Source organism: Thiohalocapsa halophila (assembly GCF_016583825.1).
Taxonomy (GTDB): Bacteria; Pseudomonadota; Gammaproteobacteria; order Chromatiales; family Chromatiaceae; genus Thiohalocapsa; species Thiohalocapsa halophila.
Genome location: NZ_NRRV01000047.1, coordinates 1 through 24,855, shown reverse-complemented (window position 1 = coordinate 24,855; position 24,855 = coordinate 1). Strand labels below are relative to the sequence as shown.

The following is a 24,855-nucleotide window of genomic DNA, read 5'->3' as shown; positions in this document are numbered from 1 at the left end:
CATGAATCCCGTCCACTCCCTGCAAGGCTTGGTCGAGCACATCGGTCCGCGCCTCAAGCTGCGCTGGCTGACACCGCCGCCGGCGCAGTCCTGTCCGCTGCTGAGCGAGCAGGGCGGACAGACGGCGCAGAGCCTCGTGGGCTCGCTCAACTGCATTCACCCGAACCGCCTGCAGGTGCTCGGTGAGGCGGAGATGCTGCATCTTTCGGATCTCAGTAAGCCCGCTTACGATGAGACCATCGAGCGGCTGTTTTCGGCGCGGCCGGCGGCGGTGATCTTCGCCTCGGACATCACCCCGGACCCCGTGTTCTTCGCCTACGCGGAGCGCACGGGCACGCCGCTGCTCGGCTCTGCGGCCCGCGATGCGGAGATCGTCGACCGTTTGCAGTACTTTCTGACCCATGCGCTGGCCGAGCGCACGACGGTGCATGGGGTGCTGCTGGAAGTGCTCGGGCTGGGGGTGCTGCTCACCGGCGATGCCGGCGTCGGCAAGAGCGAGCTGGCGCTGGAGATGATCGCCCGCGGTCATCGGCTCATCGCCGACGATGCCCCGGAGCTCGCGCGCATTGCGCCCGAGGTACTGGAGGGCAGCTGTCCAGCGTTGCTGCGGGACTTTTTGGAAGTGCGCGGACTCGGCGTGCTCAACGTACGGGCTATGTTCGGCGAAGGGGCCGTGCGCCAGCACGAGACACTGAACCTGATCGTCCATATGCGGTCTTTCGATAACGATGGCCTGGCGAGCATCGACCGGCTCCGGGGCAGCCTGTCCACCCGCACCATCCTCGGCGTGGCAGTGCCGGAAATCACCTTGCCGGTGGCGCCCGGGCGTAATCTGGCGGTGCTGTTGGAGACCGCGGTGCGTAACCAGATCCTGCGCATCCGCGGTTATGATGCGGGCGTGGACTTGGAAGACCGCCAGGCCAGGGCCATCGCCAGCAGTCGGTGAGTGCGACAGTCCGAGGGCGGGCACCAGCCACCTGTCACCACGAGCATCCTGTGCGCAATCATGGATCTACTGATCGTCAGTGGCCTGTCGGGTGCCGGCAAGACCGTCGCGTTGCGCACGCTCGAAGACCTCGGCTACTACTGCATCGACAATCTGCCGCTATTCCTGCTGCGTGAGCTCGCGCTCGGATTGCAGCGCACTCCCCTCGGGACCAGCGCCGAGACGCGTCACGGCGCTGCCGTCGGCATCGACGCCCGCAATCAGCCGGATTTCCTCGCGGATCTGCCGCGGCTCACCGAGGAGCTGCGCGAGCAGGGGATCGACTGTCGCGTCATCTTCCTGCACGCGGATACCCACACGTTGATCAAACGCTTCAGCGAGACCCGGCGCAAGCATCCGCTCACCGGCGGCGGGCTCTCCCTGGCCGAGGCCATCGAGCGCGAATGCGAGCTGCTGGAGCCGTTGGGGCGCATCGCCGAAATCCGCATCGATACCACCCACACGAACGTGCACGAGCTGCGGGACCTGATCCGCGAGCGCCTCGGCGGCGCCGTGCAGGCATCGGTGCTGCTGCAGTCTTTCGGCTTCAAGAACGGCGTGCCGGAAGGCGTGGACTTCGTCTTCGACGTGCGCTGCTTGCCGAACCCGCACTGGCAGGAAGCGCTGCGCCCGCTGACGGGTCGGGATGCCCCCGTGATCGAGTTTCTGGCGCGCGCCCCGGAAGTCAGTGAGATGTGCGCGGATCTGCAGCACTTCTTGGACCGCTGGATCCCGAGCTTCGAGACCGATGGGCGCAGTTATCTCACCATTGCCGTGGGCTGCACCGGCGGACAGCACCGCTCGGTCTATGTTGTGGAGACCTTGGGGGAGCACCTCGGCGCTAACGGCCACCGCGTGCTGGTGCGCCACCGGGAGCTGCCGTGAGCGTCGGTCTGTTGATCATCACCCATGCCGGCATCGGTGCGGAGCTGCTCGCCGCCGCCACCCGTATGCTCGGCTGCTGTCCGTTGCGCGCCGAGGCCATGGCCATTGGTAATGGCGATGACCCCGAGCGCATGGGTGCGCAGGCCCGGGATTGCGCCCGCTCACTGGACGCCGGAGACGGCGTGCTGGTATTGACGGATCTCTTCGGCTCCACCCCCGCCAATATTGCCGCGGGCTTGTGCGACCAGGGCCATACGCGCATCCTGAGCGGGGTCAACCTGCCGATGCTGGTGCGCGTGCTCAATTACCCCGAGCTGTCGCTCGACGCAATCGCAGATAAGGCCTTGAGCGGTGCCCGTGACGGGGTCTTGGAGTGCCCGTCTGCCGGCTGCACAGCACCCACGCAGGCGCGCGCGGGCGGCTGCGGTCCCACCGGTCACACCTGAGTTGCCATGATCTGCAAAGACCTCGAGATTGTGAACCGCTTGGGTCTGCACGCGCGCGCGGCGGCGAGATTCGTGAAATGCGCGGGTGCGTTCGAGAGCGATATCGCCGTTGAGCGCAACGGCCGTCGGGTCAATGGCAAGAGCATCATGGGCATCATGACCCTCGCCGCCGCCTGCGGCACCAGCATTCGCCTGGAAGTGAACGGCACCGACGAGGCGGCCGCCGTGGAGGCGTTGACGCAGCTGGTGGCCGAGCGCTTTGGAGAGGCGGAATGACCCTCTCGCTGCACGGTGTCGGCATCGACGGCTCGCGGCCGGTCGCCATTGGCGACGCCTTCCTGCTCAGTCGCGAGCCGTCGCTGGCACCGGCGGAGATTCCGGCCCACGAAGTACCCAAGGAGCTGGAGCGGCTGGACGCGGCCCTGGCCTGTGCACGGCGCCACTTGGAAGGGATTCGCGGGCAGATCCCGGCCGGCACCCCCAAGCACATCGCCGAATTCATCGATGCGCATCTGCTCATGATGACCGACTCGGCGCTGGTGGACGCCACCCGCGACCTGATCAAGGAGCGCTCGGTGAACGCCAGCTGGGCGCTGCAATCACAGCGCGACACGCTGGTGGCGATCTTCGACCGCATGGAGGACGCCTACCTGCGCACGCGCCGGGACGACGTGGACCACGTGGTACGCCAGATTCAGGCGTTCCTCGGCGCCGAGGCCGACACCGACGTGCTCGCCGATGCCGACGTTGCCGGCCGGGTCATCGTCGCCGAGGATCTCACCCCGGCCGACACCATTTTGCTGCGCCACCGCGGTGTGGCGGCCTTCGTCGTCGAGCACGGCGGGCCCATGTCCCACACCGCTATCCTGGCCCGCAGCCTGGACATTCCCGCCGTGATGGGTGTCCATCATGCGGTGCAGCGTTTGCGCCAGGGCGAGCTCCTGGTGGTGGACGCCGAGACCGGCACGGTGCTCACAGAGCTGGAGCCGGCCATCCTGGAGCATTACCGGGGGCGTCTTGCGAGCTTCGATGCCCATCGCCGCGAGCTGCGCCGGCTGGTGCGCAAGCCCTCCGCCAGCCGCGACGGCGTGCCCGTGGTGCTGCTGGCGAACCTGGAGCTGCCCGAGGACGTTGCCGGCGCCCGCGACAACGGCGCCGCCGGAGTCGGTCTCTACCGAACCGAATTCCTGTACATGAACCGCGATGCACTGCCGGACGAAGAGGAGCATCTCGAGACCTACCTCGGCATCATTCGCGGACTCGACGGGATTCCGCTGACGATCCGCACCCTGGATCTGGGCGCAGACAAGCAGATCCCGGACACCAACTTCCGCCCTGCGCGCAGCAACCCCGCGCTTGGCCTGCGCGCCATTCGCCTGTGCCTGCAGGAGCCGGCGCTTTTTCTGCCGCAGCTGCGGGCCATTCTGCGGTCGTCCGCCCACGGCCCGGTGCGGCTGATGATCCCGATGATCTCAGGCATGGCCGAGGTCAACGCCGTGCTCGGCCTGATCAATGAAGCGCGCCGCCAGATGCGCCGTGATGGCCTCGCCTATGACCCCCTGATGCCCGTGGGCGGCATGATCGAGGTGCCCGCGGCGGCGTTGATGGCGGGGGCACTGGCAAAGCGGCTCGACTTCCTGTCCATCGGCACCAACGACTTGATTCAGTACACGCTCGCCATCGACCGTGTGGACGACACCGTCAGCTACCTCTTCGACCCCCTGCATCCGGCGGTGATCCGGCTCATCAAGCACATCATCGATGCCGCTGCGAGCACGCGCACGCGGGTGAGCATGTGCGGGGAGATGGCCGGTGAGCCCCGCTTCACGCCCCTGCTGCTCGGACTCGGTCTTCGGGAGCTCAGCATGCAGCCCGGCTCGCTGCTGGAGGTCAAGGACCGCGTGCGCCATTGTGATGTCGGGGCATTGACGCAAGCGGTCGCCAGCATGCTCGACCAGCTCGACGAGATGCCCGCGCAGGCCCTGCTGGAGCAGCTGGAAGCCTGTATGCGCGACTGATCGATCCCTCCCGGCGCGTCGCTCGGGCCAGCCTGCGGCGGCACCCTCCCGGCTGCTAAACTGCTCGGCTCGGCTGCGGGAGCGCTTGCGTGCAACCGTGGCCCCAACGCTGCCCGCCGTCGGAGCCGCCATGAACGCCGAAGCCATGCCCGACCCAGAGGCGGATCGCCTCGATGCCTTGCACGCGGTGCTCAAATCCGGCTCCGTGGTGAAGGCGACGCGCATGCTCAATGCGCTGCACCCGTCGGAAATGGCGCATGTGCTGCAGTCGCTGCCGCCGCAGCAGCGCAAAGTCGTCTGGGGCATGGTGGATGACGAGGTCGAGGGCGAGGTGCTGCTCTACCTCAATGACGACCTGCGCGACGAGCTGCTGCGGGACATGGCCCCGAGCCGCATTCTCGCGGCGCTGGATGGCTTGGAGACGGACGACCTCGCGGACCTGGTGCAGGATCTGCCTGCCACCATCACCCGTGAGGTGCTGAGCTCCCTGGACGAGCAGCGGCGCGAGCGTCTGGAGACGGCGCTGGCCTTTCCGGAAGACACCGCCGGCGGCTTGATGAATACCGACATGGTCACCGTCCGCCCGGAGGTGACCCTGGACGTGGTGATGCGCTATCTGCGCCGACTGAAGGAGGGTCTGCCCGATCTCACCGACAACCTCATCGTCGTCAATCGCCAGGGCCGTTATCTCGGCGTCCTATACCTGACGGATCTGATCACCAATGACCCGGACGATTCCGTCGCCGAGGTCATGACGCTGCAGGTTCAGCCCATGGTGGCGACACTCGACGCACGCGATGTCGCGAGTCGCTTCGAGCACCTTGACCTGGTCTCCGCGCCGGTGGTGGACGAAGATGGCCAGGTCCTGGGGCGGGTCACAGTGGACGATGTCATGGACCTCATCCGTGAAGAGGCCGAGCATCAGTTCATGGGCCAGGCGGGTCTGAGCGAGACCGAAGACATGTTCGCGCCGGTGCTGCTGAGCGCGCGCCGCCGCGCACTGTGGCTCGGCGTCAATCTGCTGACGGCCTTTCTCGCCGCTTGGGTGATCGGCCGCTTCGAGGCCACCATCCAGCAGGTGGTGGCCCTGGCGGTGCTGATGCCGGTGGTGGCGAGCATGGGAGGCATCGCCGGTACACAGACGCTGACGCTCGCCATTCGCGGCATCGCGCTCGGCCATCTCAGCGCGACGAATATGCGCTGGCTACTCGGCAAAGAGCTGGCGGTCTCGCTGATCAATAGCGCCGCCTGGGCCCTCGTGGTGGCCGCTATCGCCTGGCTGTGGTTCGGCAGTATCGATCTCGCCTTGATCATTGCCGTCGCCATCACCATCAACCTGCTGGCGGCTACCATCTCCGGCGCTCTGCTGCCGCTGCTGCTGGATCGCCTGGGTATCGATCCGGCGCTTGCAGGTGGTGTGATCCTCACAACCGTCACGGATGTGGTGGGCTTCCTCGCCTTTCTGGGTTTGGCCACGCTGTTTCTCCTCTGAGCGCCGTACCGAGCTCGACGCCCGCCGGGCTTTGACAATCATGTGGCCGCCTCGACTCGCATGCGGCGCCGATTCAACTGAGCAGGCAGGCGCGCCGCCGGCGACGGCTTGGTGGGCCGCCGTCGCATTGAGCTTCCTGTCGTGACCTTCGGCGCAGTATTCTCTGGGCTCTTTGCGCCTTTGTATTGAAAATCCAATCGCGATGATTGAGCGCCGGTTCGGCCACGACGCTATTAATTTCTGTATCGGCTATTGACTTTTTTTTGCTGTGCTATAAAGTCTCGACGTGTAGACAATGTGCGAAGTGCCGGTATGCACGCATGCGCAGCGGACCACCGCGAGAGGATGATGGCTGGCGCTCTGCCCGGGCCTTCCCCGTCAGGCCGAGGCCTCTCCTCTACTCATGCCTTGTTGTGCATTGACGCCCGCCGCTGCCGACGGGCGCCGAATGCGGGTAGGGCGTCATTGCGGAGTGTCAATCGCACGCTGTCGCGCGAAGGCGTGCACGCGATGATGATACCCATCGCTGCCGCATTTGACTTGCGCTGCTATGCGGGCCAGTCCGCGCGGGATTTCTAACACCCCGCCGGCTGCAGGCCTACCGCGCACCATGCCCACTCTAGGCCCTGTTTGGGCCTGAATCCCTAACCTTGGAGGTTTGTCTTGGAATATAAGAATTTGAGTGTCGATGAGCTGCAGGCACAGTTGCAGCAAGTCGAGCAGAACAAGGTCGATCTGGAGAAGGCCTTGTACCAACGCTGGCACGAGGCCAAAGCGGAGCTCGCGCACGAGATCCGGGAGATGATCGATAGCCGCGGCTACGACACCGAAGAAATCCTGGAGCTGGTGGCACCCAAGCGTAAGCGGGCAGGCGGCGGCGCCAAGAAGGGCAATCGCAGCTACACGCGCTATGTGGACCCGGAAAACCCGAGCAATGTCTATGTGCGCGGCGTGCTGCCGAAGTGGATGAAAGAGAAAATGACGGCGCAGGGCTATGATCCTTCTGTCAAGGATGATCGCGAGGCGTTCAAGGCCAACTACCTGCAGGCGATGAAGGACTGATCGGCGCTGGGATGCGTCGTCGGGGCGCGTCCTCGGGGTGCGTCGTCTGCGCGGGCGCCGCTCTCACAGCGTCGCCCGCCTAAAGGGCATACCGATTGATCGGCCTCGCCTAGCCCAAAAATTGAACCGGCCCGACTCGTGCCCGAACGGGGCGGTTTTCCGGACTCCTGCATTTGCCGACGACTTGCGTCGCTGAAAATGGTCGGAAGTCCTGCCCCACTAGGGAAACGCCAATGCATCGGCGTTTCCCTCAACCCTCTGCCGGCGAGCCGCATGGGCATCGCCGCGCGCACCAGCATGTCGCCATCGCCACGGAGCGGCTGCTCGGGAGCCCCTGCCGGCACCCGGCGGTCGCTGCGGCGAGCCTGAGCGGCTATCGGTTGGACCCGAGCCGGGGTTGCCCCATGTTGAGGCGCTCACGGCGACGGCGTGCGCAGCGTCGTCCCAACGACAACGAGAGAGCAATCCCATGGAGCCAGAAGCAGTTGCAAACCTCATCCGCGCCGGACTGCCGGGCGCCGAGGTCACCGTGACCGGTGACGGAGCCCACTTCGAGGCCGTCGTGGTCAGCGATGCCTTCGACGGCCTCACGCCCATCAAGAAACAACGGCTCGTGATGGACACCGTGAAGCCGCAGATCGCCAGCGGCGAGCTGCACGCGCTGTCCATCAAGGCCCTGACGCCGGCACAGGCCGCCGGCTAGGAAGACCAACGACTGGGCAAGCAGCTGAGCCACTCGGGGGCTGGCGGCGGCAAGGGCTGCGCCGTCGCGGCGCCGGGCTGTCAGCCCGAGCGCAGCGCCGGCGCTTGCGGCAGCTGATCGTGCCGGCGCAGGCGGCTCTCCTGCGGGAAGCGGCAGGTGAAGGTGGTTCCCTGGCCGGGATCGCTGGCGATGCTGAGCAAGGCGTCGTGATGACTCAGGACATGCTTGACGATGGCGAGGCCGAGGCCAGTGCCGCCGGAGGCTCGGGAGCGCGCCTTGTCCACACGGTAGAAGCGCTCGGTGATACGGGGAATGTGCTCGGGGGCGATGCCGGGCCCGTCATCCGCGACTTGAAACACAGGCCCGCCCGGCTCGTCGTGCCACAGGACGCGCACTTTGCTGCCGGCGGCCGTATGCTTGACGGCGTTGAAGACGAGGTTCGAGATGGCGCTGCGCAGCTCTGACTGGTTGCCGATCAGCATCAGGTCGCGGTCGAGGTCCAGCGCGATCGCGTGATCGCCTGCACTCAGGGTGCGGGCATCCGCCACCACCTGTTCGATCTCCTGCGGTATGTTCACGGGCTCCAGGTTGCTCGCCGTATCTTCGAGCTCCAGCCGTGAGAGGGTCAGCAGGTCCTCGATGATGGTGCGCATGCGGTTGGTCTGATTCTCCATCAGCGACAGCGGGCGCCTGTGGATCTCCGGTGTGAGCGCGGAGCTGGCGAGATTCTCGACGAAGCCTGCGATGACCGTCAGTGGCGTGCGCAGCTCGTGGGAGGCATTGGCCACGAAATCGCGGCGGATCATGTTCAGGTGGAACACCTTGGTGATGTCACGGCCCACCACCAGGCGCTGGCGCTTGCGCTCGCCAAACGGCGCCACGCGCACGGACATCATGATGGACTGGTCGTGGTCGGCAGCCACTTCCAGCGGCCGAGCGTAGTCGCCGGCGTCCAAGTAATCACCCAGACCGTTTTGCGCACAGACGTCGGTCAGTAGCCGCCCCTCGTGGGCGGGCCAATGCACGCCCAGGAGTGCCGCGGCGGCGGGATTGGCCCATTCGATGCGCTGGCTCTTGCTGAGCACCACCAAGGCGTCCGGCACGGAATTCGCGGCTTCGCGGAAGCGGCGCTGGAAGCGCAGGTGGCGCTTGCGGTTCTTACGGGAGCGCTGCTGATACCGCCCCACGGCGCGGTACAGCTCTCCCCACAGACCGAAGGGGAAGGGTGGCGCGAGGCGGTGCTGACGGCGGATGAACCGCGCCAGCCGCCACAGCAGATACAGGTGCCGAAGCAGATAGGCCGTGAGCACCAGCAATAGCGCCTCTGCCAGGGGCAGGCCGCCTAGGTGCAATAGCCCGGCGAGTGCACCGCCGGTGAGCAGCACGGCCAGCTCGAAGCCGACGGCGTCGGCGCGCATGTCAGCGCTGCCCCCGAAGTCGGGCGAGCGCCGGAGGTGGTACGCCCGGGCGCGCTGCTCTGGGAGTGGCCACCGTGGGAGTGGCCACCGTGGGAGTGGGCACCGTGGTCACTTGCTCGAGAACCGATAGCCGACGCCGCGCACCGTCTGCAGCAGGTTTTCGTGACCGGTTTGCTCCAGCGCCTTGCGTAGACGGCGCACATGCACGTCTACCGTGCGCTCCTCAACGTACACCCGGTCGCCCCAAACCTGGTCCAACAGCTGCGAGCGGCTGAAGGCACGGTCGGCATGGGTCATGAAAAAGTGCAGCAAGCGGTACTCCGTGGGTGCGATGTCGATGGTCTTGCCACCGGCGCTGACACGGTGGCTGACGTTGTCGATGGTCAGGCCGGCGATCTCGATCTCGTCGGCGATCTCTCCGGGTCTGGCGCGCCGGAGCACTGCATTGACCCGGGCGACCATTTCCCGCGGCGAGAAGGGCTTCGTGATGTAATCGTCGGCACCGGTGTCCAGACCCTTCACGCGGTCTTCCTCTTCGCCGCGTGCCGAGATCATGATGATGGGCATGCTGCGGGTTTTCGGATTCTGCTTGAGCTGCTCCGCCAGCTCTAGGCCGGAGCGCCCCGGCAGCATCCAGTCCAGCAGCACCAGGTCCGGATGCTCGCTGAGCAGCTTGCGCGCCTCGTCGGCGTGCCCTGCCTCCAGCACGCGAAAGCCGCCTTCTTCCAGCGCGAAGCGCATCAATTCCCGGATATCGGGCTCGTCATCGACGATGAGTACCGTGGCCATATCGCTCCCGTACAAGCTGCTGCCGTTTGGCCGCGGAGTTTATTGCCGGGCGGTTACGAATAGGTTACCTGCCGCACAGCTCGGCCATGATGAACGCCGCCCATAGGCCCTGTCGAGACGCCTCCCCGGGGGGCGCGGCGATACCCCGCCCCGGATGACGGCGGCTGCGATGCGCGCGGCCTCGGATGACGGATGTCCGCGCCAGGGGCCACACGCAGACCAGGTCCCGTGTTGAATAGCTGGGCGCGCGCAGCACTATCGTCCATGACGCCCGGTCGCGGGAGTCGCCCGCCGCCGTGGCTGGGCTGCTTGCGCCGGGACGGATGCGCATGGGCGCCGCAATCTCCATGTCATCCTCAACCGGTATGCTGCGCACCCATATCCGGAGTCCGCCCGCGGGCTGCGGCATCCGCCTGCCCCGCGGGCTTCCGGCCGGGCACTCGCAAGCACCGAGGCGGTCACAGGGTGGGACCCCGCGCAAAGCGCCGCCGCGGACCCCATCTCACCAGACTTTGGGCGCTGCCGTTGGTGCACGCACTCTTTCGCCGCCCGATGGCAGTCGCCGTCGATGCGGCTAACCGCGGCCGCCGCCGCAAGCTGTTTCAACCCATGACGGACCTCGCTTTGCACTTTCTCGGCGTGGGCAATGCCCGCGCCCTCTCGCTCGGCTCCTCCGCCGCCGTGCTGGAAATGGACGGCGCCCCGGCGCTGCTCATCGACTGCGGCCCGGCGACGCTCGACGCCTTCACCACGGCCTACCGTCGGCTGCCGCCCGCGGTGTTCATCACCCATGCGCACCTGGATCATGTCGGCGGACTCGAGGGGCTCTACTACAAGCTCGCCACCGGCCCCGCTGTTGCGCCGGTGAAGCTGTATGTACCGGTGGCGCTGATTCCGACGCTGCAGCGCCGCTTAGCGGATTATCCGAACCTCCTGGCCGAGGGCGGCAGCAACTTCTGGGACGTGTTCCAGTTGGTGCCCGTGTCGGAATGCTTCTGGCACCGCCAGCTGCAGCTCACGGTCTTCCCGGTGCGCCACCATCAGCACATGTCGGCGTTCGGACTGGCGCTGGAAGGCTTGTTTCTCTACAGCGGCGACACCCGCCCCATACCGGAGATCCTGAACCGCCATGCCGCCCGCGGGGAATGGATCTTTCACGACTGCGCCCTGCACGGCAATCCGTCGCACACCGGGCTTGAAGACCTGCGGCGGGAGTACAAGCCGGAGCAGCTCGCGCGCATGGTGCTCTACCATTACGAGTCGCCGGAGGCCGGCCGGGAGCTGGCCGCCCAGGGGCTGCGCATCGCCCGGCCCGGCGAGCGCTTCCGTTTGGATCATCGCCCCAAGCGCATGACACCGGTGGCCCATGACGCACGCGACCAGGCCGGCGTCGTGCCAACATCGCCACTCCCGGACGCCGTAGGCTGGTAGCATGGGCTTTCGGCTCGCATCCGTCTCCAACGGGACGCAGGAGGTCCCCATGGCGCCCATCGATTCCCCAGTGACCGACCTCGCCGCCGAGGACGAGCGCCGCACCGTGTTCCAGGGCAAGGTCGTGGACGTGGGCCTGGAGCGGGTGCGCCTGCCGACCGGCCGTGACGTGGAGCTGGAGGTGATCCGACACCCCGGCGGCGCCGCCGCGGTGGCCATCGACGACCGCGGCCGGGTCTGCCTGCTGCGTCAGTACCGGCATGTGGCCGGCGGCTGGCTGTGGGAGCTGCCGGCGGGCAAGATCGACCTCGGCGAGCCGCCGGCGGCCACCGCCGAGCGTGAGCTGGCGGAGGAGGCCGGCCTGGTGGCTGTGAGCTGGGACTCCCTCGGGCGCATGCATTCCTCGCCCGGCGTCTTCGCCGAGGTGATCCACCTGTTTTTGGCGCGGGGCTTGAGCGAGGTCGATCTGGGTCACGAGGCGGACGAGGTCATCGAAGTGCACTGGCTGCCGCTGGTGGACGCGCTGGCGCGCTGCACCGATGGCACCATCACCGACGCCAAGACCTTGATCGGCCTCTACCGCGCCGATGCGCTGCTGCGGGCACGGGCGCCGGAGGCAGCGGCACCTGGCTGACGCCCCGCGGCTTCAGCCCTCCATGGCCGCCTTCTGGCGGCTGGTCCTTCAGCCCGTAGAAGATCTCGAAAATTCGCTGGTCTGCTGGCGGTGGGGTGTCACCGGAACGGGTTCCATACGCGCATACCCTCGACTTGCCAGCCATCGTGCAGGTCCTCGGAGACAAGCCGCCCGGCGCCCTCCGCAAGAGCCGTCTCCACCACCAAGCCGTCCCGCGTCCAGCTGCGACCGCCGCTGCCGGTGTTGGCCTGATCAGCCAAGGCGATGATGCGCTCAAGGGCCTCCAGCCGATCGCGACGCACGTCGTCCGCGCGTGCGTAGTCCTGCAAATACCCGGCTAACACCGCATTGACCGACGTATCTTCCTGCAAGGCCCGCATCCGGGCGCGTTTCAGGACGTCGCCCGCGACGCTGATGGTTAAGTTGGCCATAGTCGCCTCCACTGGTGATACACGACTTCAGTGTAGCGCGTGCGCCTAACCCATGTTTTCGGGCTCAGCCCTCCATGGCCGCCGCCAGCGGGCGGTACTGGAGCCCGTAGAGCATCTCCAGATAGCGGCGCGTTTCGGCGCGCTCCAGGTCGGTGACGTATTTCCAGAAGCCGTAGACCCGGGCCAGGGTCATCATGCGCTCGGCATAGCGCCGCCAGGTATAGTGGGCCTCCACGCGGCCGAGGGCGGCGTCGGAGAGCCGGCTCCAGTACTCCGGCTCCTCGGCACAGCGGCGAAAGAAGGCCGCGATGGTCTCGGCGGAGGCGTCGCCGTGGTTGGGGTCGATGTGGAAGCCCGAGATACCGTCTTCGATGATTTCCTGGGGTCCGCCGAAGCAGGTGGCGAAAGTGGGCACGCCGCAGCTCATGGCCTCGATGACCGTCAGCCCGAAGGCCTCGAACAGGGCCGGCTGCACGAAAGCGCCGCGACGGTCGGCGATGTAACGATACAGCTCGCCGGCGAGCTGCTTCTCCAGATGGATGCCGAGCCAGCGCACCTGTCCGTCCAGCCCATGCTCGCCCATGAGGTGGTGCATGATGCCGATCTGCTCGCGCTCCTCGTCGTCGCCGGAGCTTGCAGCCTCCACGTGGCCGCCCACCACCACCAGGTCCACCTGCTCTCGCAGCGCCGGTGAGCGTCCGTACCAATCCACCAGCCCGGTGAGGTTCTTGATGCGGTCCAGCCGCGCCATGGTAAACAGCAGCGGCTTGTCCCTGCCGGCCAGCATGCCGCGGGTCTCGCCCGGGCGCTCGCCGCCGTAGATCAGCTCCTCGATCTCCGGCTGCAGGTGCGAGAGCCGCCGCTCGGCATCGAGGTAAGGGAAATAGATGTCCTCGTTGGCGCCGGGCGAGACGATGTTGAACTTGGGGTCATAGACATCGACGCCGGCGACCACCCGGAACAGACCCGGCATGGTGAAGCGGGCGTAGCTCTCGTACTGGCCGACGCTGTCGTCGGTGCCGGCGATCTCCTGGTAGGTGCTGGTGATGATGAAATCCGCGGTGTTCATCGCGATCAGGTCCGCGGTGAACTGGGCGGAGAAATGGTAGCGGTCCTCGTTGTCGCGCCAATACAGGTCCGAGTACAGGTACTTGGTCTTCTCCAGGGCATGAGCGATGTTGCACTGACTCACGTTGAGCCGCTGCGACATCAAGGACGCCACCAGGTTGCCGTCAGAATAATTGCCGATGATCAGATCCGGCCGCCCGCCCAGCTCGGCCAGCAGGTCGCGCTCGGCGTCCAAGGCATAGCGCTCCAGGTAAGGCCAGATGCGAAACCGCGAGATCCAATGCTGCATTTCTTCGCCGGCCTCGTTGCGGAAGGGTACCCGCAGGATGGCCGCGTTACGGGTGCCGGCGATGGGCTCCAGGCGCTGGTTGCAGAGGGTGCCCTCGGCCTCCGGGATCAGGCGCGTGAGCACGATGACCCGAGGCTCGATGTCGATGCCCTGCTCGGCGAGGCGGCGGTGCATCTCCCGCTCCAGGGCGCGCACCTGGTCCAGGATGTAGACCACCTGGCCGCCGGTGTCCGGGCGCCCCAGCACGTTCGACTGCCCGAGCCAGCCGTGCGGCGACAGGATGGCGATGGAGAAGATCATGGGCACCCGGCCCAGGAATTCCTCCAGCGCCCGCGGCGACGGCGCCTCCAGGATGTCCAGCAGTAGCCCCATGGTGTCGCGGATACGCTCCACGTCCGCGCCCCACCCGGCTTCGAAGCCGTGGCTGCGCAGGTCCGCCGCGACGTCCTCGTAGGGGGTGTGCGTGGGTCGCCGGCGCAGCGGAATCAGCATCTGGCGCAGGGCATTGCGCAGCTCGGCGACGCTCATGATGCTGTCGTTCAGCATCAGCTGCTGGCCGCGGTAGCTGTGCATGCGCAGGAAGCTAAGCAGGCGCTGATCGCCCTTGCCGATCTCCTCGAACAGCCGGCTGGAAAGGCGGCGGTTGAGGAACTCCACCCCGCGGCCGATGGAGCTGGACTCTTTGAGCTTGTACTGGTCCCGGTAGAAGGGCGCGAGGTCGATCTCCAGGCCGAAGGGGTCCTCGTGCCCGCCGGTGGCCAGGTGCTCCTTGAAGCCCAGATACTCGCCGACGCTGACCTGCTGCAGGTCCATGGCCTCCAGGTGGATGCGCAGATAGTCCCAGCGCGCCACGCGGCGGCGCAGCGCCAGATAGATCCAGGAGGCATCGATGGCTGCCTCCTCGCACTGGTGCAGCGCGCGGGCCAGTGCGGTGTCCGCCAGCGCTGGGTCATCCGCGCAGAGGTCGTCGATGGCGTCCGTCAGGTCGCTGCGCAGCAAAAAGGGCCGGCTCAGGCCGATAATGTGGTGCAGCACCCGGTGCGCCTGGCTGCGGTGCTCTTGCAGGAAGGTCGCCAGGGCCGGGATGCGGGCGTTGGGAACTTCGGTTTCCATCACTGGAGCTCGTGTTGAGGTTGCCGCCGAGCCCATGCCCCGCCGCGCGCGGTGCCGCGGGCACCGCGGCTCCACTGCCGGGACGCGGCCGCAAGGGGGGTGGTGGCAGGCTCGGCTCGTTGTCGTTGTCGTATTCGCGGTTCTGTGCAGGGCCGATACCGACAACGATGCCGGGTCGAGGGATGACCGAGTCGGCGACTAGGCTACGCTCCAAAGATCCAAAAAGCCGGCGTAGAAGTCGGGGTCGTCGATGGTGGCCCCGCGGCGGGCGACGATGGCGGATGCAAAGGTCTGGGCGCGCTCCAGGGTGTCCCCCAGGGTCCAGCCCCGCAGCAGGCCCAGGATGAGCACGGCCGCGAAGCCGTCTCCGGCGCCGACCGCGTCCACCACCTCGATGCCGGTCCCGGGGCTGATCCGCTCCAGGGTGCCGTCGGCGGTGAGCGCAAAGGCGCCGGCTGCGCCCAGGGTGGCGTAGACCCGCTCCAGGGCGTGGCGCTGCATCAGCGCTTCGGCCTGGGACTCCGGGCTGTCGCCGTTGGGCGCGAGCAATGCCAGCTCGTCGGTGTTCAGCTTCGCCCAGCGCGCAGCGCTCAATAGGGTTTGCACTTGCTCGAGGGACCACCAGGGCGGGCGTAGGTTAACGTCCAGGAACACGGCATTGGTGTCGGCGCGCAAGCGCCCCAGCGCCGCCGCCGAGTCAGCATTGCGCAGCGCCAGGGTGCCGTGGTAAAGCAGGCCGCCCGTCGGCGGCGTCGGTAGGGCGCCGGCATCGATGAAATCGTAGGCGCTGCCGGCGACGATGTCGTAGGAGGGCTCGCCGCCTTCGAGCTTGACCTGCACGGTACCAGTGGAATGGGCAGGGTCCCGCTGCAGGCCGACCGTGGTCATGCCCAGCCGCTGCATGGCCGCCTCGATGCGGGCGCCGAGCGGGTCTTCGCCCACGCGGCTGACGAAGACCGGTGCCGCGCCGAAGGCGGCCAGGTGCCAGGCGACATTGAAAGGCGCGCCGCCGAGCACCTCGCTGCCGTCCGGAAAGCAATCGAACAGCGCCTCGCCGAAGACGACGGGCGCCTGGGTTGGGTCGAAGGACATGGCAGCACCTCGGGTGGTGGGTCAGCCCGAGATGCTAGAGACGCCGTCGGGGTGCTGCAAGGGGCCGGCAATGCCGCTGCGGGCTTTCAGCCCCGGCAGCGGCGCCGGCCGATTGTGCGCTTACCCCAGGCTCACCAAGTGAGGGTGCGCGTATCGGGTGCGAACAGCGCACCGCCGGTGAGCTTTGGGTTGCCCACGGCCAGCCCGTCCAGCAGGTCCACCTCGGCGACGCCGTAGTGCTTCATGCACATGGGGCAGACGATGACCTTGGCGCCGGCGGTGACCAGCTCGCCGATGATCTCCTGGTGCAGGCCAAAGCGCTCGGCGCCCTGCTCGGCCGCAATGAGCACCCCCCGATCATTTAGGAACACGGTGAGCGGATGCCCGAGCTCCAGCTGCTTTTGACCGAAATGCAGCGCCATGTGTGCGCGGTGTGGATCATCGGTGATCAGGTTGATAAACAGCGGTGCACCGTCGGCTGCCTCGTCCGCAGCGTTGACGGTTGCGCATGCAAGGAGCAAGGCTGCCATCAGGAGCAGCAGCAGGCCGCGAAAGCGCAAGGTGGCTGAGGTCATGGTCTGGAGATCTCCGTTGTCAGGGTTGGCTCATGGGTTGGGGGCGCCGCGCTGCGGGCGCTGGCCGTGCCGCAGAGGCAGCGCGCGGTGCCGGGTGGCGGCGGTCCCTGCGGCGGCGGCCAACAATACCGCCACGAGCACCGGCGAGAAGGGCTGGTCCAGCACCAGCGCGCCTGCGAAAGCGACGGCATAGCAGATGCAGCCGAGCATCGTGCACCACACTAGACTCGAGCGCCAGCTTGCCGCGACACGAAAGCTGATCCAGGCCGGCACCAGCACCAGCGCGAAGGCGGCCATCAGCCCCATGCTCGCGGTGCCCGCCGCCATGCCGGACGCCGCCAGTAGGTCAAAGCCCAGGTGCCAGCGCCGCGCCGGCAAGCGGTTGGCCGCATCGTGCTGCGGCAGCAGCCGGGCGCGCAGCAGGCGCGGGATCAGCCAGGGCAGGGCGATGGCCGCCGCCAGCGCCAGCGCGAGGGCTGCCGTCAGATCGGCGGGCCCGGCGAAGTAGAGCTGACCCTCGATCAGGGCATGGCCGAGCTGCTCGCCCAGGGCTGTGTTGGCGCCGATGAGCAGCAGTGCGGCCCAGCCGCCGAGGATCATGAAGCCGTAGACGGCATTGCCGCGGGCGCCGCCGGCCCCCTTGGCGACGGCACCGCCCGCCGCGGCGGCGAGGCCGCCCACCACGGCGGGCGCGCCGGCAGCGAGCCCGAGCAGGGCGCCGGCGGCGGCGAGGTGGGCGTAGCCGAGCGCCGCGAGCCATTCGTCCCGCAGCATCAGCAGGGCCCCCAGCAGCGGCAGTACGCCTGCCAAGAGCAGGCCCACCAGAAATGGCAGCAGAAAGATCGGGTCGGTGAGGGCGCTCAGGTCCATTCGCCATCGCCTGCCGTCAACGGCGCCGCGGGCCGGTGCTCCGCGGCCAGTGCGCCGCCTGCGTCCAGCGCCAGGATGCGGCTGCAATGGGCCTCCAGGAAAGCGCGCTCGTGGCTCACCAGCAGCACCGCCCGGTCCGCTCGCCGGTGGGCGAGCATCTCGGCCAGCACCGCGGTGTGGATCGGGTCCAGATTGTTGGTGGGCTCGTCCAGCAGCACCAAGCCTGCGGGGCCGGCGAGTGCCGCCCAGACACAGAGCAGCTGGTGCTGGCCGCCGCTGATGCGGTCGAGACGCTGCGGCAGCAGCGCCGCCAGGGTCGGCGGCAGGCCGGCGGCGTGCGGGTCCGCGCCGGCGACGGTGAGAAGCTCGTTGCCTGTCACCGGCAGCGGGTCGAGGCGAACCGGTGCCTGTGGCTGCACCGCGACGCCCGTGCCGCCCGCCAGCCGGAGCCGGCCGTCGAAGCGGTGCGCCTGCCCTGCGATGGCGGCGAGCAGCGTGGACTTGCCGCTGCCGTTCGCGCCCCAGAGTCCCACCACCTCGCCGCGGCCGAGCGCGAGCGACACCGGCCCCACCACCGGCCGCCGCCAGCCGGCGACCAATGCCTCCAGCTGGAGCACGGCCTCCGGCGGCGCTCCACCGGCAGACGCCGGCCCCGGCGACAGCGGATCGGGCGCCAGCGATTCATGCACTGGCAACGGCGCTCACCCAGCGGTCGATGTGGCGCAGATAGCCGTCGCCGTCGGCGCTCACCGGCGGCGACAGCGGCAGGGTCTCCACCGGCCAGCCCAGCTCCCGGCCCAGCTTGCGCGGGCCCTTCGGCGACTGGTAGGGCGCATGGATGATGATGCCCTCGCCGCCGCGGAGCTTGCCGGCCAGCGCCCGCAGGTCCCGCCCGCTCGGCGGCACGCCCGGCACCGGCTCGATGGTGCCGAGCAAGGGCACCTCGAAGCGCTCCAGCAGATAGATGGCGTCGCGGTGATAGAGCACGGCGCCGGGGGCGTCCGCAAGCTCGGCCTGCCATTGCGGCAGGCGTTGCTCGACGGCCTTGGCGAAGCGCCGGGCATTGGCGCGGTAGCTCGCGGCATTGCCCGGATGCAGCCGGGCCATGCGCGCCCCCAGCGCCTCGGCAACCTGGGCCATGCGCACCGGGTCCAGGTCCACGTGCGGGTTGCCCGCCGGATGCACGTCGCCCATGGCCCGATCCGCCGGGCCGCCGACGTCCAGCAGGGGCACCTGCGCGGCGGCCTCGAAGTACCCCTCGCGCCCCGGCAGGATGTCCGGGTTGGCGGCGCTCGACGACGCCGCCGGCAGCCAGCCCATCTCCAGCTCGGCGCCCACGGCCACCAGTAGATCCGCACTGCGCAACGCCCGGATCATGCTGGGCTTGGCCTGGAGGGCGTGCAGGTCCCGATCAGGCCCCGCCAGCACCGTCAGCTGCGCCTGCGGCGCCACCGCCCGCACCAACGCCCCCATGCTCGGGCTCGTGGCCACCACGTCCAAGGCCAGCACCGGCGCCGCCAGCAGCGCCAGGCCAGCCCATAACCCAGTCAAAAGTCGTCTCATCACTAACCTCCGTCACACCAAAGTCACATCAGGCCAAGCAAAGGCACTCGGTCCCAACCAAGCCGAGCACCCATTCCGCGCCCCGCACCGCGCACCGCGCACCGCACACCGCGCACCGCGCACCGCGCACCGCGCACCCCGCACTGCGCATCCCGTACTCCGCACTCCGTACTCCGTACTCCGTACTCCGTACTCCGTACTCAAAACTCATGCGCCCCATGACTCCCCAAGCTCATCAGGAATTGCAGGTAGAAGGCGCTGAACTGCTCCCGCTCTTCCCCATGGTCGCCTTCCCCCACGAGGATGTCGTTGTAGGCGTATTGCGCCCGCAGCTGCGAGAACTCCGAGAGGCTCCAGGTGACATTGGCCGTCCAGCGCTCGGAGCTGCCGAAGCTGTCGCTGCGCCCGCCGCTCACCTCGTTGGTGAGGCCGAGCACGTCGTAGCGCAGCCCAGCCTTCCACTTGGGCAGGAAGCCGTAGGTGGCCTGGGCATAGAGGCCGTCGGTGGTGAAGGTGCGGTTGCTGCCGATGCGCTCGGGGTGCGCGCTGGAGCGCACCGTCAGGTCTTTGCTGGAGCGCAGGTATTCGGTCTGGAAGGTGGCATCGCCCTGGCCGTAGGCGCCGGGGGCGTCGTACTTGTACACCAGATCGATGCCCCAGAGGTCCGCATCGCCGGCGAGGCCAGCCCGGTGCAATTCCTCCGTGATGCCGTCGCCGTGGTCATGCATGTCGTCGTGATGCTCGTCGTGGGCATGCTCGTCCGCGTGGGCATGCTCGGCCTCGTGCTCGTGCTCGTGCTCATGCTCGTCGTGCCCGTGGTCATGCTCGTCATGCTCATGCTCATGCACGGCATGGGTGTGCTCGTGCACGGCCTGATGCTGGGTGGCATGCGCGTAGGACACGCCGATCTGCAGCGCATGGTTGCGGCCGATCTCGGGCGCGACCTTCGCGAAGGCGGTGAACAGCCGCGGCCCCGAGTCCGTGTCGCCCAAGTTGAGCTCGGTCTGGTCGGTGTCGCCGAGGGTGGCGCCGAAGACCTCCTGGTCGCCCTGCAGCGCCTCGGCGCCGAGCAGGGTGTAAACGGGCAGCTCCGGCAGCCAGGTGAGCTGCACACCCGTGTCCTGAATACCGTGGAACCCCAGCAGATTCAGATAGGGCAGGTTCTGGTCGACGAAGTCCCACTGGTGTGGGTGCTGGTTGTTGGCATAGCCGAAGTCACTCAGGAATTTGCCGCCCTTGACCCGCAGGCCATAGGGGAGGGAACGGGTCTGGAAGTAGGCCTCTTCCAGGGTGACATCGCCGTCGCCACTGATGGTGATATAGCTCGCTGCATCGAAATACGGGTCAACAGTGGCGCTGAAATAGAGCTCCGCCGAGCGCAGGTTGAATCCGGGCTCTGCCACGGCATGGGCGTGGCCGCCATCGCCGTGGTCGTGTCCACCCGCACCGTGGTCATGGGCATGGCCGCCACCGCCGGCCTGCAAAGCCTCGCCCACCAGTGCGGCGCCGTTCCCGTCCTCGGTGTCGTCCTGGTAGTAGTTGCCGTCCAGGATCACCGAGATCTGCGGGTTGAAGGCCGTGCCCGAGGTCACGGCGTCGAACAGCCCGGCGCTGCGGCTGCCGGCGGGCACCTGGCCGGAGGCCTGGCTTTGGCTGCGCAGCACCCGCGGTGCCGTCATGGGCAGCGACAGGGCATCGGCACCCGCCGCCTGGCGCGCCACGTCGGCGGCCTGCTCGGCGTCGGACAGGCGCGACTCCAGCGCCCGGATACGGCCTTCGTACTGGCTGCGCATGGCTTCGAGCTCTGCGCGCAGCGCGTCGATGTCGGCATCGCCGGCGGTGACCGCGGCGGCCGGGGTGAGCAGGGCGCCGAGCAGGGCGGCCCGCGTGACGGACTGGTTCATTGTGCACTCCAATGGAAAAGACGCCACCCACCGCGCCGGCACGGCGTCTGCGGGCGCCGGCACGATGGCGTTCGACTGGTCTCAGGGGGCCTGCGGCAGCGGCTCAGCGCCGCCGCAGGCTGGGCTCGCAGGCTGGGCTCACAGGCTGGGCTCAGCGCGGGTCGGCTTGGGGGGCGCCCGGGCGGGGTGAAGATTGAAGGGCGCTTGGAGAGCAGGGCGGGTGAGCTTGCTCGCCTGCCGCACGGGCGGGATGGCGTCGGGCGCGCTGTCGAGTGGGGCCGCAGCGAGTGCGGCACCCAGGGGCGCACCGGCCAGGCAGACCTCGCACAGGTCCTCGTCCGCATGCGCCAGGTGCTCGATGCCATGGGCGGCCAGCAACGTCTGTGCCAGCAGCAAGACGCAGGCCAGCAACAGGCCCGCAAGCGGTTGCTGGCGACGCCGGAAGCTGGGCAGGACGGCGGAGGTGGCGCCTTGGGACACGCGTCGGGGGATCGCTCAGGCTGAAGTCTTGCTAGGATGTTATACCATACTTAACCAAAATGCTGCATGTAGCAAATGCGAGACATCAGGCGCGGCGCGATGGTCACCGTCTTCGGGCTGTTCTTCCTTTCGGGCTTCAGCGCGCTGGTGCTGCAAGTGGTGTGGATGCGCGAGCTGTCGCTGCTGTTCGGGGCGACGGCACAGGCGGCCGCCGCCACCCTGGCGGCCTTCTTTCTGGGGCTCGCCGCCGGCAGCGCCTACTGGGGCCGGCGCAGCCGCCGCATCACCCGGCCGCTGCGCTCCTACGCGCTTCTGGAGGTGGGCGTCCTGGTGGCAGGACTCGGCTACTTTCTGCTGGCGCCGGCCTTCGCCGCCCAGTACGGCACGCTCTACAGCCACCTGGCCGAGCCGGCGCCGGGCCTGCTGGTGGGCATCAAGCTGCTGCTCGCGCTGGTGCTGTTGTCGCCGGCCGCCTTGTTTATGGGCGGCACCCTGCCGGTGCTGAGCGCCTGGCTGGTGCGCCACCCCGCGGCGCTCGGGCGCCTGGTGCCGCTGCTCTATGGCGTGAACACCGCGGGCGCGGCCATCGGCGCCCTGAGTGCCGCCTTTCTGCTGCCACCGATTTTGGGCTACGACGGCAGCTACCTGCTGGCGTTGGCGCTCGCCGGCGGCATCGCGCTGAGCGCCTGGTGGCTGGGTGGCCGGGGCTCGGCACAGATGCTCGAGGGGGTGCAGGCATCTCCGCCCCAGGTGCCGGCGGTCGCCCTAGCTGCGGAGGCGCTACCACAGGCCTGGCTGCGCGGGCTCGCGTTCTTGTCCGGTTTCGTCGCGCTGGCGCTGGAGGTGCTGTGGACGCGGATGTTCGCGCAGGTGCTGCAAAACTCTGTCTACAGCTACGCCGTCATCCTGGTGGTCTTCCTGCTTGCCCTGGCCGCCGGGTCGTTCGTCGCCGGCTGGCTGGCGCGGCGACGGCTGCCGGTGGTGCCGACCCTGGTTGGGCTGCTGTGTGGCGCGGCGCTGCTGGTGGCGCTCACGCCGCAGCTGTTCTTCTGGCTGACCGACGGGCTTGGCTACCTCGGTGCCGGCCGCGATTGGCCCGACTACCTGCGCACCCTCGGCCTGGCTGCCGTGGCCATCCTCGCCGGCCCCACACTGGTGCTCGGCGTGGTGTTCCCGTACCTATGGAAGGCGGCGGAGGCCGGCGCGCGCAGCCCCGGCGAGCAGGTTGGCGGCCTGCTGGCGCTGAACACGCTGGGCGCCATCCTGGGCTCGCTGGCGGCGGGCTTCCTGCTGCTCGAATGGCTCGGCCTGTGGCGCGCCATCCAATGGCTGGCGGGGCTCTACCTGGCCGCGGCGATGCTGCTGACGACCCTGGCGGTCGCCCCCGCCGCGGCGGGCTTATGCGCACGGCCCTGGCTTGCGCCAATGCTGGTACTGGCGCCGGTGCTGGGCTTTCTGCTGCTGCTCTCGGCGCTGGATGCAGGCCGGCTGCCGGTGGTGCGCACGGACTCGGTGCAGCGTGCCGAGACCCTGCTGGAAGCACGCGAGGGCGGCGCCGGCACCGTGGCCGTCGTGCGCCGCGGCGAGCACCTCGGCATCAAGGTGGACAATCACTACACCCTGGGCAGCACCCGCGGGCATGGCCTTCAGCAGCGCCAGGCGCACTTCCCGCTGCTGCTGCATCCGGCGCCGGACCGGGTGTTCTTCCTCGGCATGGGCACCGGCATCACCGCCGGCGCGGCCCTGGCGCACCCGGTCAAGGAGGTGGTGGTGGCGGAGCTGCTCGGCGACGTCATCGACCTGGCCGCCGAGTACTTCCGGCCCTATGCGAACGGGCTGTTCGAGGACCCGCAGGTCAGGCTGCTGGCAGAAGACGGCCGCCACCACTTGGGCGCCACGGATGAAGCCTATGACGTGATCATCGGTGACCTGTTCGTGCCCTGGAAGCGCGGCAACGCGGCGCTCTACTCCCTGGAGCATTTCCAGCACGTCGCCGAGCGCTTGGCGCCGGGCGGGCTGTTCGCCCAGTGGGTGCCCTTGTATCAGGTGACGGCGCAGGAGCTCGGCAGCATCGCGCGGACCTTCACGGCCGTCTTTCCGCACGTGACCCTCTGGCGCGGCGACTTTCTGCCGGAGGGACCCATCGTCGCCCTGGTCGGCCGCCTGGATGCCGCGCCGCTGGAGCCCGCCGCGGTGCTGCGCCGGGCGCGGGCGCTGCGCGCCGACGCCGTCGCCGGCGATGCGCGGGGACCACAGGACTCGGTCCTGCCCGATCCCGACACCCCGCCCTTATTGCTCTACTACGCCGGCAACCTCGGCCGCGCCGCCGACCTGCTGGCGGGCTATCCGCTCAACACGGACGATCGCCCCCGACTCCAGTTCAGTGCGGCCCGCGCCCAGCGCGCCGAGGCGGCCGGCCGCCGCGGCTGGCTCGTCGGTGAGCCGCTGATCGACTTCTTCCGCAGTGTGCTGGCGGCGGCGCCCGTGGCCGACGCCCCCTACCTCGCGCGTCTTGCGCCGCAGCAACGCCAGGCGGTTCCCGCCGGGCTCGACATCTTCGCGGCCAGCCTCGCCGACGCCCAGGGCGACGCCGAAGGGGCACAGGCGCTGCTCGCACGGGCGAGCCGCGCCCTCACCGCAAACGCGCCCGGCAACCCAGACACTGGCGACGGAGACTCCGGCAACAGAGACGCCGGCGACAGAGGCCCTGGGGACCTGGACCCCGGCCGGCTGCGCCGGGACCTGGAGGCACTGCGCGCCGAGCGGGACGCGGCCATCAAGGCGCTGGAGCAGCGCATCGAGCGTCTTCAGGGCGGCTGATCCTGAACGGCTGCCGACCCACTTGACCGCAGACAGCGCAGCCGTCTGTGCCTTGGTCTAGGCTTGTCGGGTGTGTATGCCGGGCCGGCTCGCACCGACGTGTGGGCAACGACCTCTGGGCACCGGGGGCCGCTCCCCCGCGGGCGCTTATCAAGAACAGGTCCCAATAGGTCGATTCATCAAAGTGATCGCCGGGCCCAGCACCTGCGTCCGGCCCCGGCATGACACCTGTCCAAGCACCAGACCCTGGGAGCCTGAGCAATGACCGAGCCTTGCAAGACCCATCCGCATCATGACCACGAGCACGGCCCCGGCTGCGGCCACCAGCCCGTTCGCCACGGCGACCACGTGGACTACCTGCACGACGGCCACCTGCACCATCCGCACACGGTGGACGGCAAGACGCACTACGATGAGCACGTCATCGAGGTTAGCGAGACCAACCCCGACGGCTGCGACCACCGCATCACCGCCTGTTGCGACAGTGGCCATATCCACGGCCCCGGCTGCGACCACGAGGCCGTCCCGCACGGCGATCACGTGGACTACATCGTGGACGGGCGCCTGCATCACCCGCATGGCGACCATTGCGACGATCATGGGCCTGTGACCCTGGTCTGAGCGCACCTCCCAAGGCGTCGCCGCACCCGGCGGCGCTGCCGGGTGCGAACAGTACTGATGTTGTTTGCTAGGATTGAGCGGTAAATTGCTGAAACAAGGAGCCGACGATGCCGAGACGAACCGAAGACGAAGCGCTGCTTGAGCGACTGGAGCGGCATCCGCAACT

At 68.4% G+C, this 24,855-nt stretch carries 23 protein-coding genes; 12 read left to right on the top strand and 11 right to left on the bottom strand.

The window, feature by feature from the left end; all coding sequences use genetic code 11:
* Window position 1: 1 nt before the first annotated feature.
* The 8 genes from hprK (at window position 2) to CKO31_RS17305 (ending at window position 7,591) form a co-directional block, all read left to right on the top strand.
* Window positions 2-946 (top strand): HPr(Ser) kinase/phosphatase, encoded by a 945-nt coding sequence (gene hprK / locus CKO31_RS17340; RefSeq protein WP_200239951.1) that lies wholly within the window; start codon window positions 2-4, stop codon window positions 944-946.
* A 60-nt stretch (window positions 947-1,006) separates the two neighbouring features.
* Complete coding sequence (rapZ, locus tag CKO31_RS17335; RefSeq protein WP_200239950.1) at window positions 1,007-1,870, top strand: RNase adapter RapZ; 864 nt, start codon at window positions 1,007-1,009, stop codon at window positions 1,868-1,870.
* The gene (locus CKO31_RS17330; RefSeq protein WP_200239949.1) at window positions 1,867-2,316 is read left to right on the top strand and encodes a PTS sugar transporter subunit IIA; all 450 of its coding nucleotides are present in this window, start codon (window positions 1,867-1,869) and stop codon (window positions 2,314-2,316) included. The genes rapZ and CKO31_RS17330 overlap by 4 nt, the downstream gene beginning before the upstream one ends.
* A gap of 6 nt (window positions 2,317-2,322) precedes the next feature.
* Window positions 2,323-2,592 (top strand): HPr family phosphocarrier protein, encoded by a 270-nt coding sequence (locus CKO31_RS17325; RefSeq protein WP_200239948.1) that lies wholly within the window; start codon window positions 2,323-2,325, stop codon window positions 2,590-2,592.
* Entirely contained in the window at window positions 2,589-4,334 is a 1,746-nt protein-coding gene (ptsP, locus tag CKO31_RS17320) for a phosphoenolpyruvate--protein phosphotransferase (RefSeq protein ID WP_200239947.1), read from the top strand. The genes CKO31_RS17325 and ptsP overlap by 4 nt, the downstream gene beginning before the upstream one ends.
* Window positions 4,335-4,464: 130 nt before the next feature.
* Window positions 4,465-5,826 carry a magnesium transporter gene (gene mgtE, locus CKO31_RS17315; protein ID WP_200239946.1) on the top strand — a complete coding sequence of 454 codons (1,362 nt, stop codon included), beginning with the start codon at window positions 4,465-4,467 and terminating at the stop codon, window positions 5,824-5,826.
* A 663-nt stretch (window positions 5,827-6,489) separates the two neighbouring features.
* Complete coding sequence (locus CKO31_RS17310) at window positions 6,490-6,888, top strand: H-NS histone family protein (protein ID WP_200239945.1); 399 nt, start codon at window positions 6,490-6,492, stop codon at window positions 6,886-6,888.
* 469 nt (window positions 6,889-7,357) lie between these two features.
* Window positions 7,358-7,591, top strand: coding sequence for a BolA family protein (locus CKO31_RS17305; RefSeq protein WP_200239943.1), 234 nt, complete (start codon window positions 7,358-7,360; stop codon window positions 7,589-7,591).
* Between the two features lie 80 nt (window positions 7,592-7,671).
* Here the strand turns inward: CKO31_RS17305 and phoR are convergent, their stop codons facing one another.
* Entirely contained in the window at window positions 7,672-9,009 is a 1,338-nt protein-coding gene (gene phoR, locus CKO31_RS17300; protein WP_200239942.1) for a phosphate regulon sensor histidine kinase PhoR, read from the bottom strand.
* Between the two features lie 108 nt (window positions 9,010-9,117).
* Complete coding sequence (gene phoB, locus CKO31_RS17295) at window positions 9,118-9,798, bottom strand: phosphate regulon transcriptional regulator PhoB (RefSeq protein WP_200239941.1); 681 nt, start codon at window positions 9,796-9,798, stop codon at window positions 9,118-9,120.
* Window positions 9,799-10,407: 609 nt separating this feature from the next.
* Here phoB and CKO31_RS17290 point away from each other — a divergent pair.
* Together CKO31_RS17290 and CKO31_RS17285 are read left to right on the top strand one after the other, a co-directional pair.
* Entirely contained in the window at window positions 10,408-11,229 is an 822-nt protein-coding gene (locus tag CKO31_RS17290) for an MBL fold metallo-hydrolase (protein WP_200239940.1), read from the top strand.
* Window positions 11,230-11,278: 49 nt separating this feature from the next.
* Window positions 11,279-11,863 carry an NUDIX hydrolase gene (locus tag CKO31_RS17285; protein WP_200239939.1) on the top strand — a complete coding sequence of 195 codons (585 nt, stop codon included), beginning with the start codon at window positions 11,279-11,281 and terminating at the stop codon, window positions 11,861-11,863.
* A 98-nt stretch (window positions 11,864-11,961) separates the two neighbouring features.
* Here CKO31_RS17285 and CKO31_RS17280 read toward each other — a convergent pair whose 3' ends face one another.
* The 9 genes from CKO31_RS17280 to CKO31_RS17240 all read right to left on the bottom strand — a co-directional run bounded on the left by CKO31_RS17280 (window position 11,962) and on the right by CKO31_RS17240 (window position 21,248).
* A complete protein-coding gene (locus tag CKO31_RS17280) occupies window positions 11,962-12,294 on the bottom strand; it encodes a PIN domain-containing protein (protein ID WP_200239938.1) in 333 nt (110 codons plus the stop codon).
* A 64-nt stretch (window positions 12,295-12,358) separates the two neighbouring features.
* Window positions 12,359-14,764, bottom strand: a complete 2,406-nt coding sequence (locus tag CKO31_RS17275) for a sucrose synthase (RefSeq protein WP_200239937.1) — start codon at window positions 14,762-14,764, stop codon at window positions 12,359-12,361.
* A gap of 198 nt (window positions 14,765-14,962) precedes the next feature.
* Complete coding sequence (locus tag CKO31_RS17270) at window positions 14,963-15,856, bottom strand: carbohydrate kinase family protein (RefSeq protein ID WP_200239936.1); 894 nt, start codon at window positions 15,854-15,856, stop codon at window positions 14,963-14,965.
* A gap of 131 nt (window positions 15,857-15,987) precedes the next feature.
* Window positions 15,988-16,431: a DsrE family protein gene (locus CKO31_RS17265; protein WP_242475455.1), complete on the bottom strand. Its 444-nt coding sequence runs from the start codon at window positions 16,429-16,431 to the stop codon at window positions 15,988-15,990.
* Window positions 16,432-16,461: 30 nt separating this feature from the next.
* The gene (locus CKO31_RS17260; protein ID WP_200239935.1) at window positions 16,462-17,301 is read right to left on the bottom strand and encodes a metal ABC transporter permease; all 840 of its coding nucleotides are present in this window, start codon (window positions 17,299-17,301) and stop codon (window positions 16,462-16,464) included.
* On the bottom strand, window positions 17,292-17,990 hold the full coding sequence (locus CKO31_RS17255; protein ID WP_322789169.1) for an ATP-binding cassette domain-containing protein: 699 nt from the start codon (window positions 17,988-17,990) through the stop codon (window positions 17,292-17,294). The genes CKO31_RS17260 and CKO31_RS17255 overlap by 10 nt, the downstream gene beginning before the upstream one ends.
* Window positions 17,983-18,864, bottom strand: a complete 882-nt coding sequence (locus tag CKO31_RS17250; RefSeq protein ID WP_200239934.1) for a metal ABC transporter substrate-binding protein — start codon at window positions 18,862-18,864, stop codon at window positions 17,983-17,985. The genes CKO31_RS17255 and CKO31_RS17250 overlap by 8 nt, the downstream gene beginning before the upstream one ends.
* A gap of 200 nt (window positions 18,865-19,064) precedes the next feature.
* A complete protein-coding gene (locus tag CKO31_RS17245; RefSeq protein WP_200239933.1) occupies window positions 19,065-20,768 on the bottom strand; it encodes a TonB-dependent receptor in 1,704 nt (567 codons plus the stop codon).
* Window positions 20,769-20,906: 138 nt separating this feature from the next.
* On the bottom strand, window positions 20,907-21,248 hold the full coding sequence (locus CKO31_RS17240) for a hypothetical protein (RefSeq protein ID WP_200239932.1): 342 nt from the start codon (window positions 21,246-21,248) through the stop codon (window positions 20,907-20,909).
* Window positions 21,249-21,323: 75 nt separating this feature from the next.
* Between CKO31_RS17240 and CKO31_RS17235 the strand changes: the two genes are divergently transcribed.
* Together CKO31_RS17235 and CKO31_RS17230 are read left to right on the top strand one after the other, a co-directional pair.
* Complete coding sequence (locus tag CKO31_RS17235; protein ID WP_200239931.1) at window positions 21,324-24,068, top strand: fused MFS/spermidine synthase; 2,745 nt, start codon at window positions 21,324-21,326, stop codon at window positions 24,066-24,068.
* Between the two features lie 261 nt (window positions 24,069-24,329).
* Window positions 24,330-24,689 carry a hypothetical protein gene (locus tag CKO31_RS17230; protein WP_200240001.1) on the top strand — a complete coding sequence of 120 codons (360 nt, stop codon included), beginning with the start codon at window positions 24,330-24,332 and terminating at the stop codon, window positions 24,687-24,689.
* Window positions 24,690-24,855: the final 166 nt, after the last annotated feature.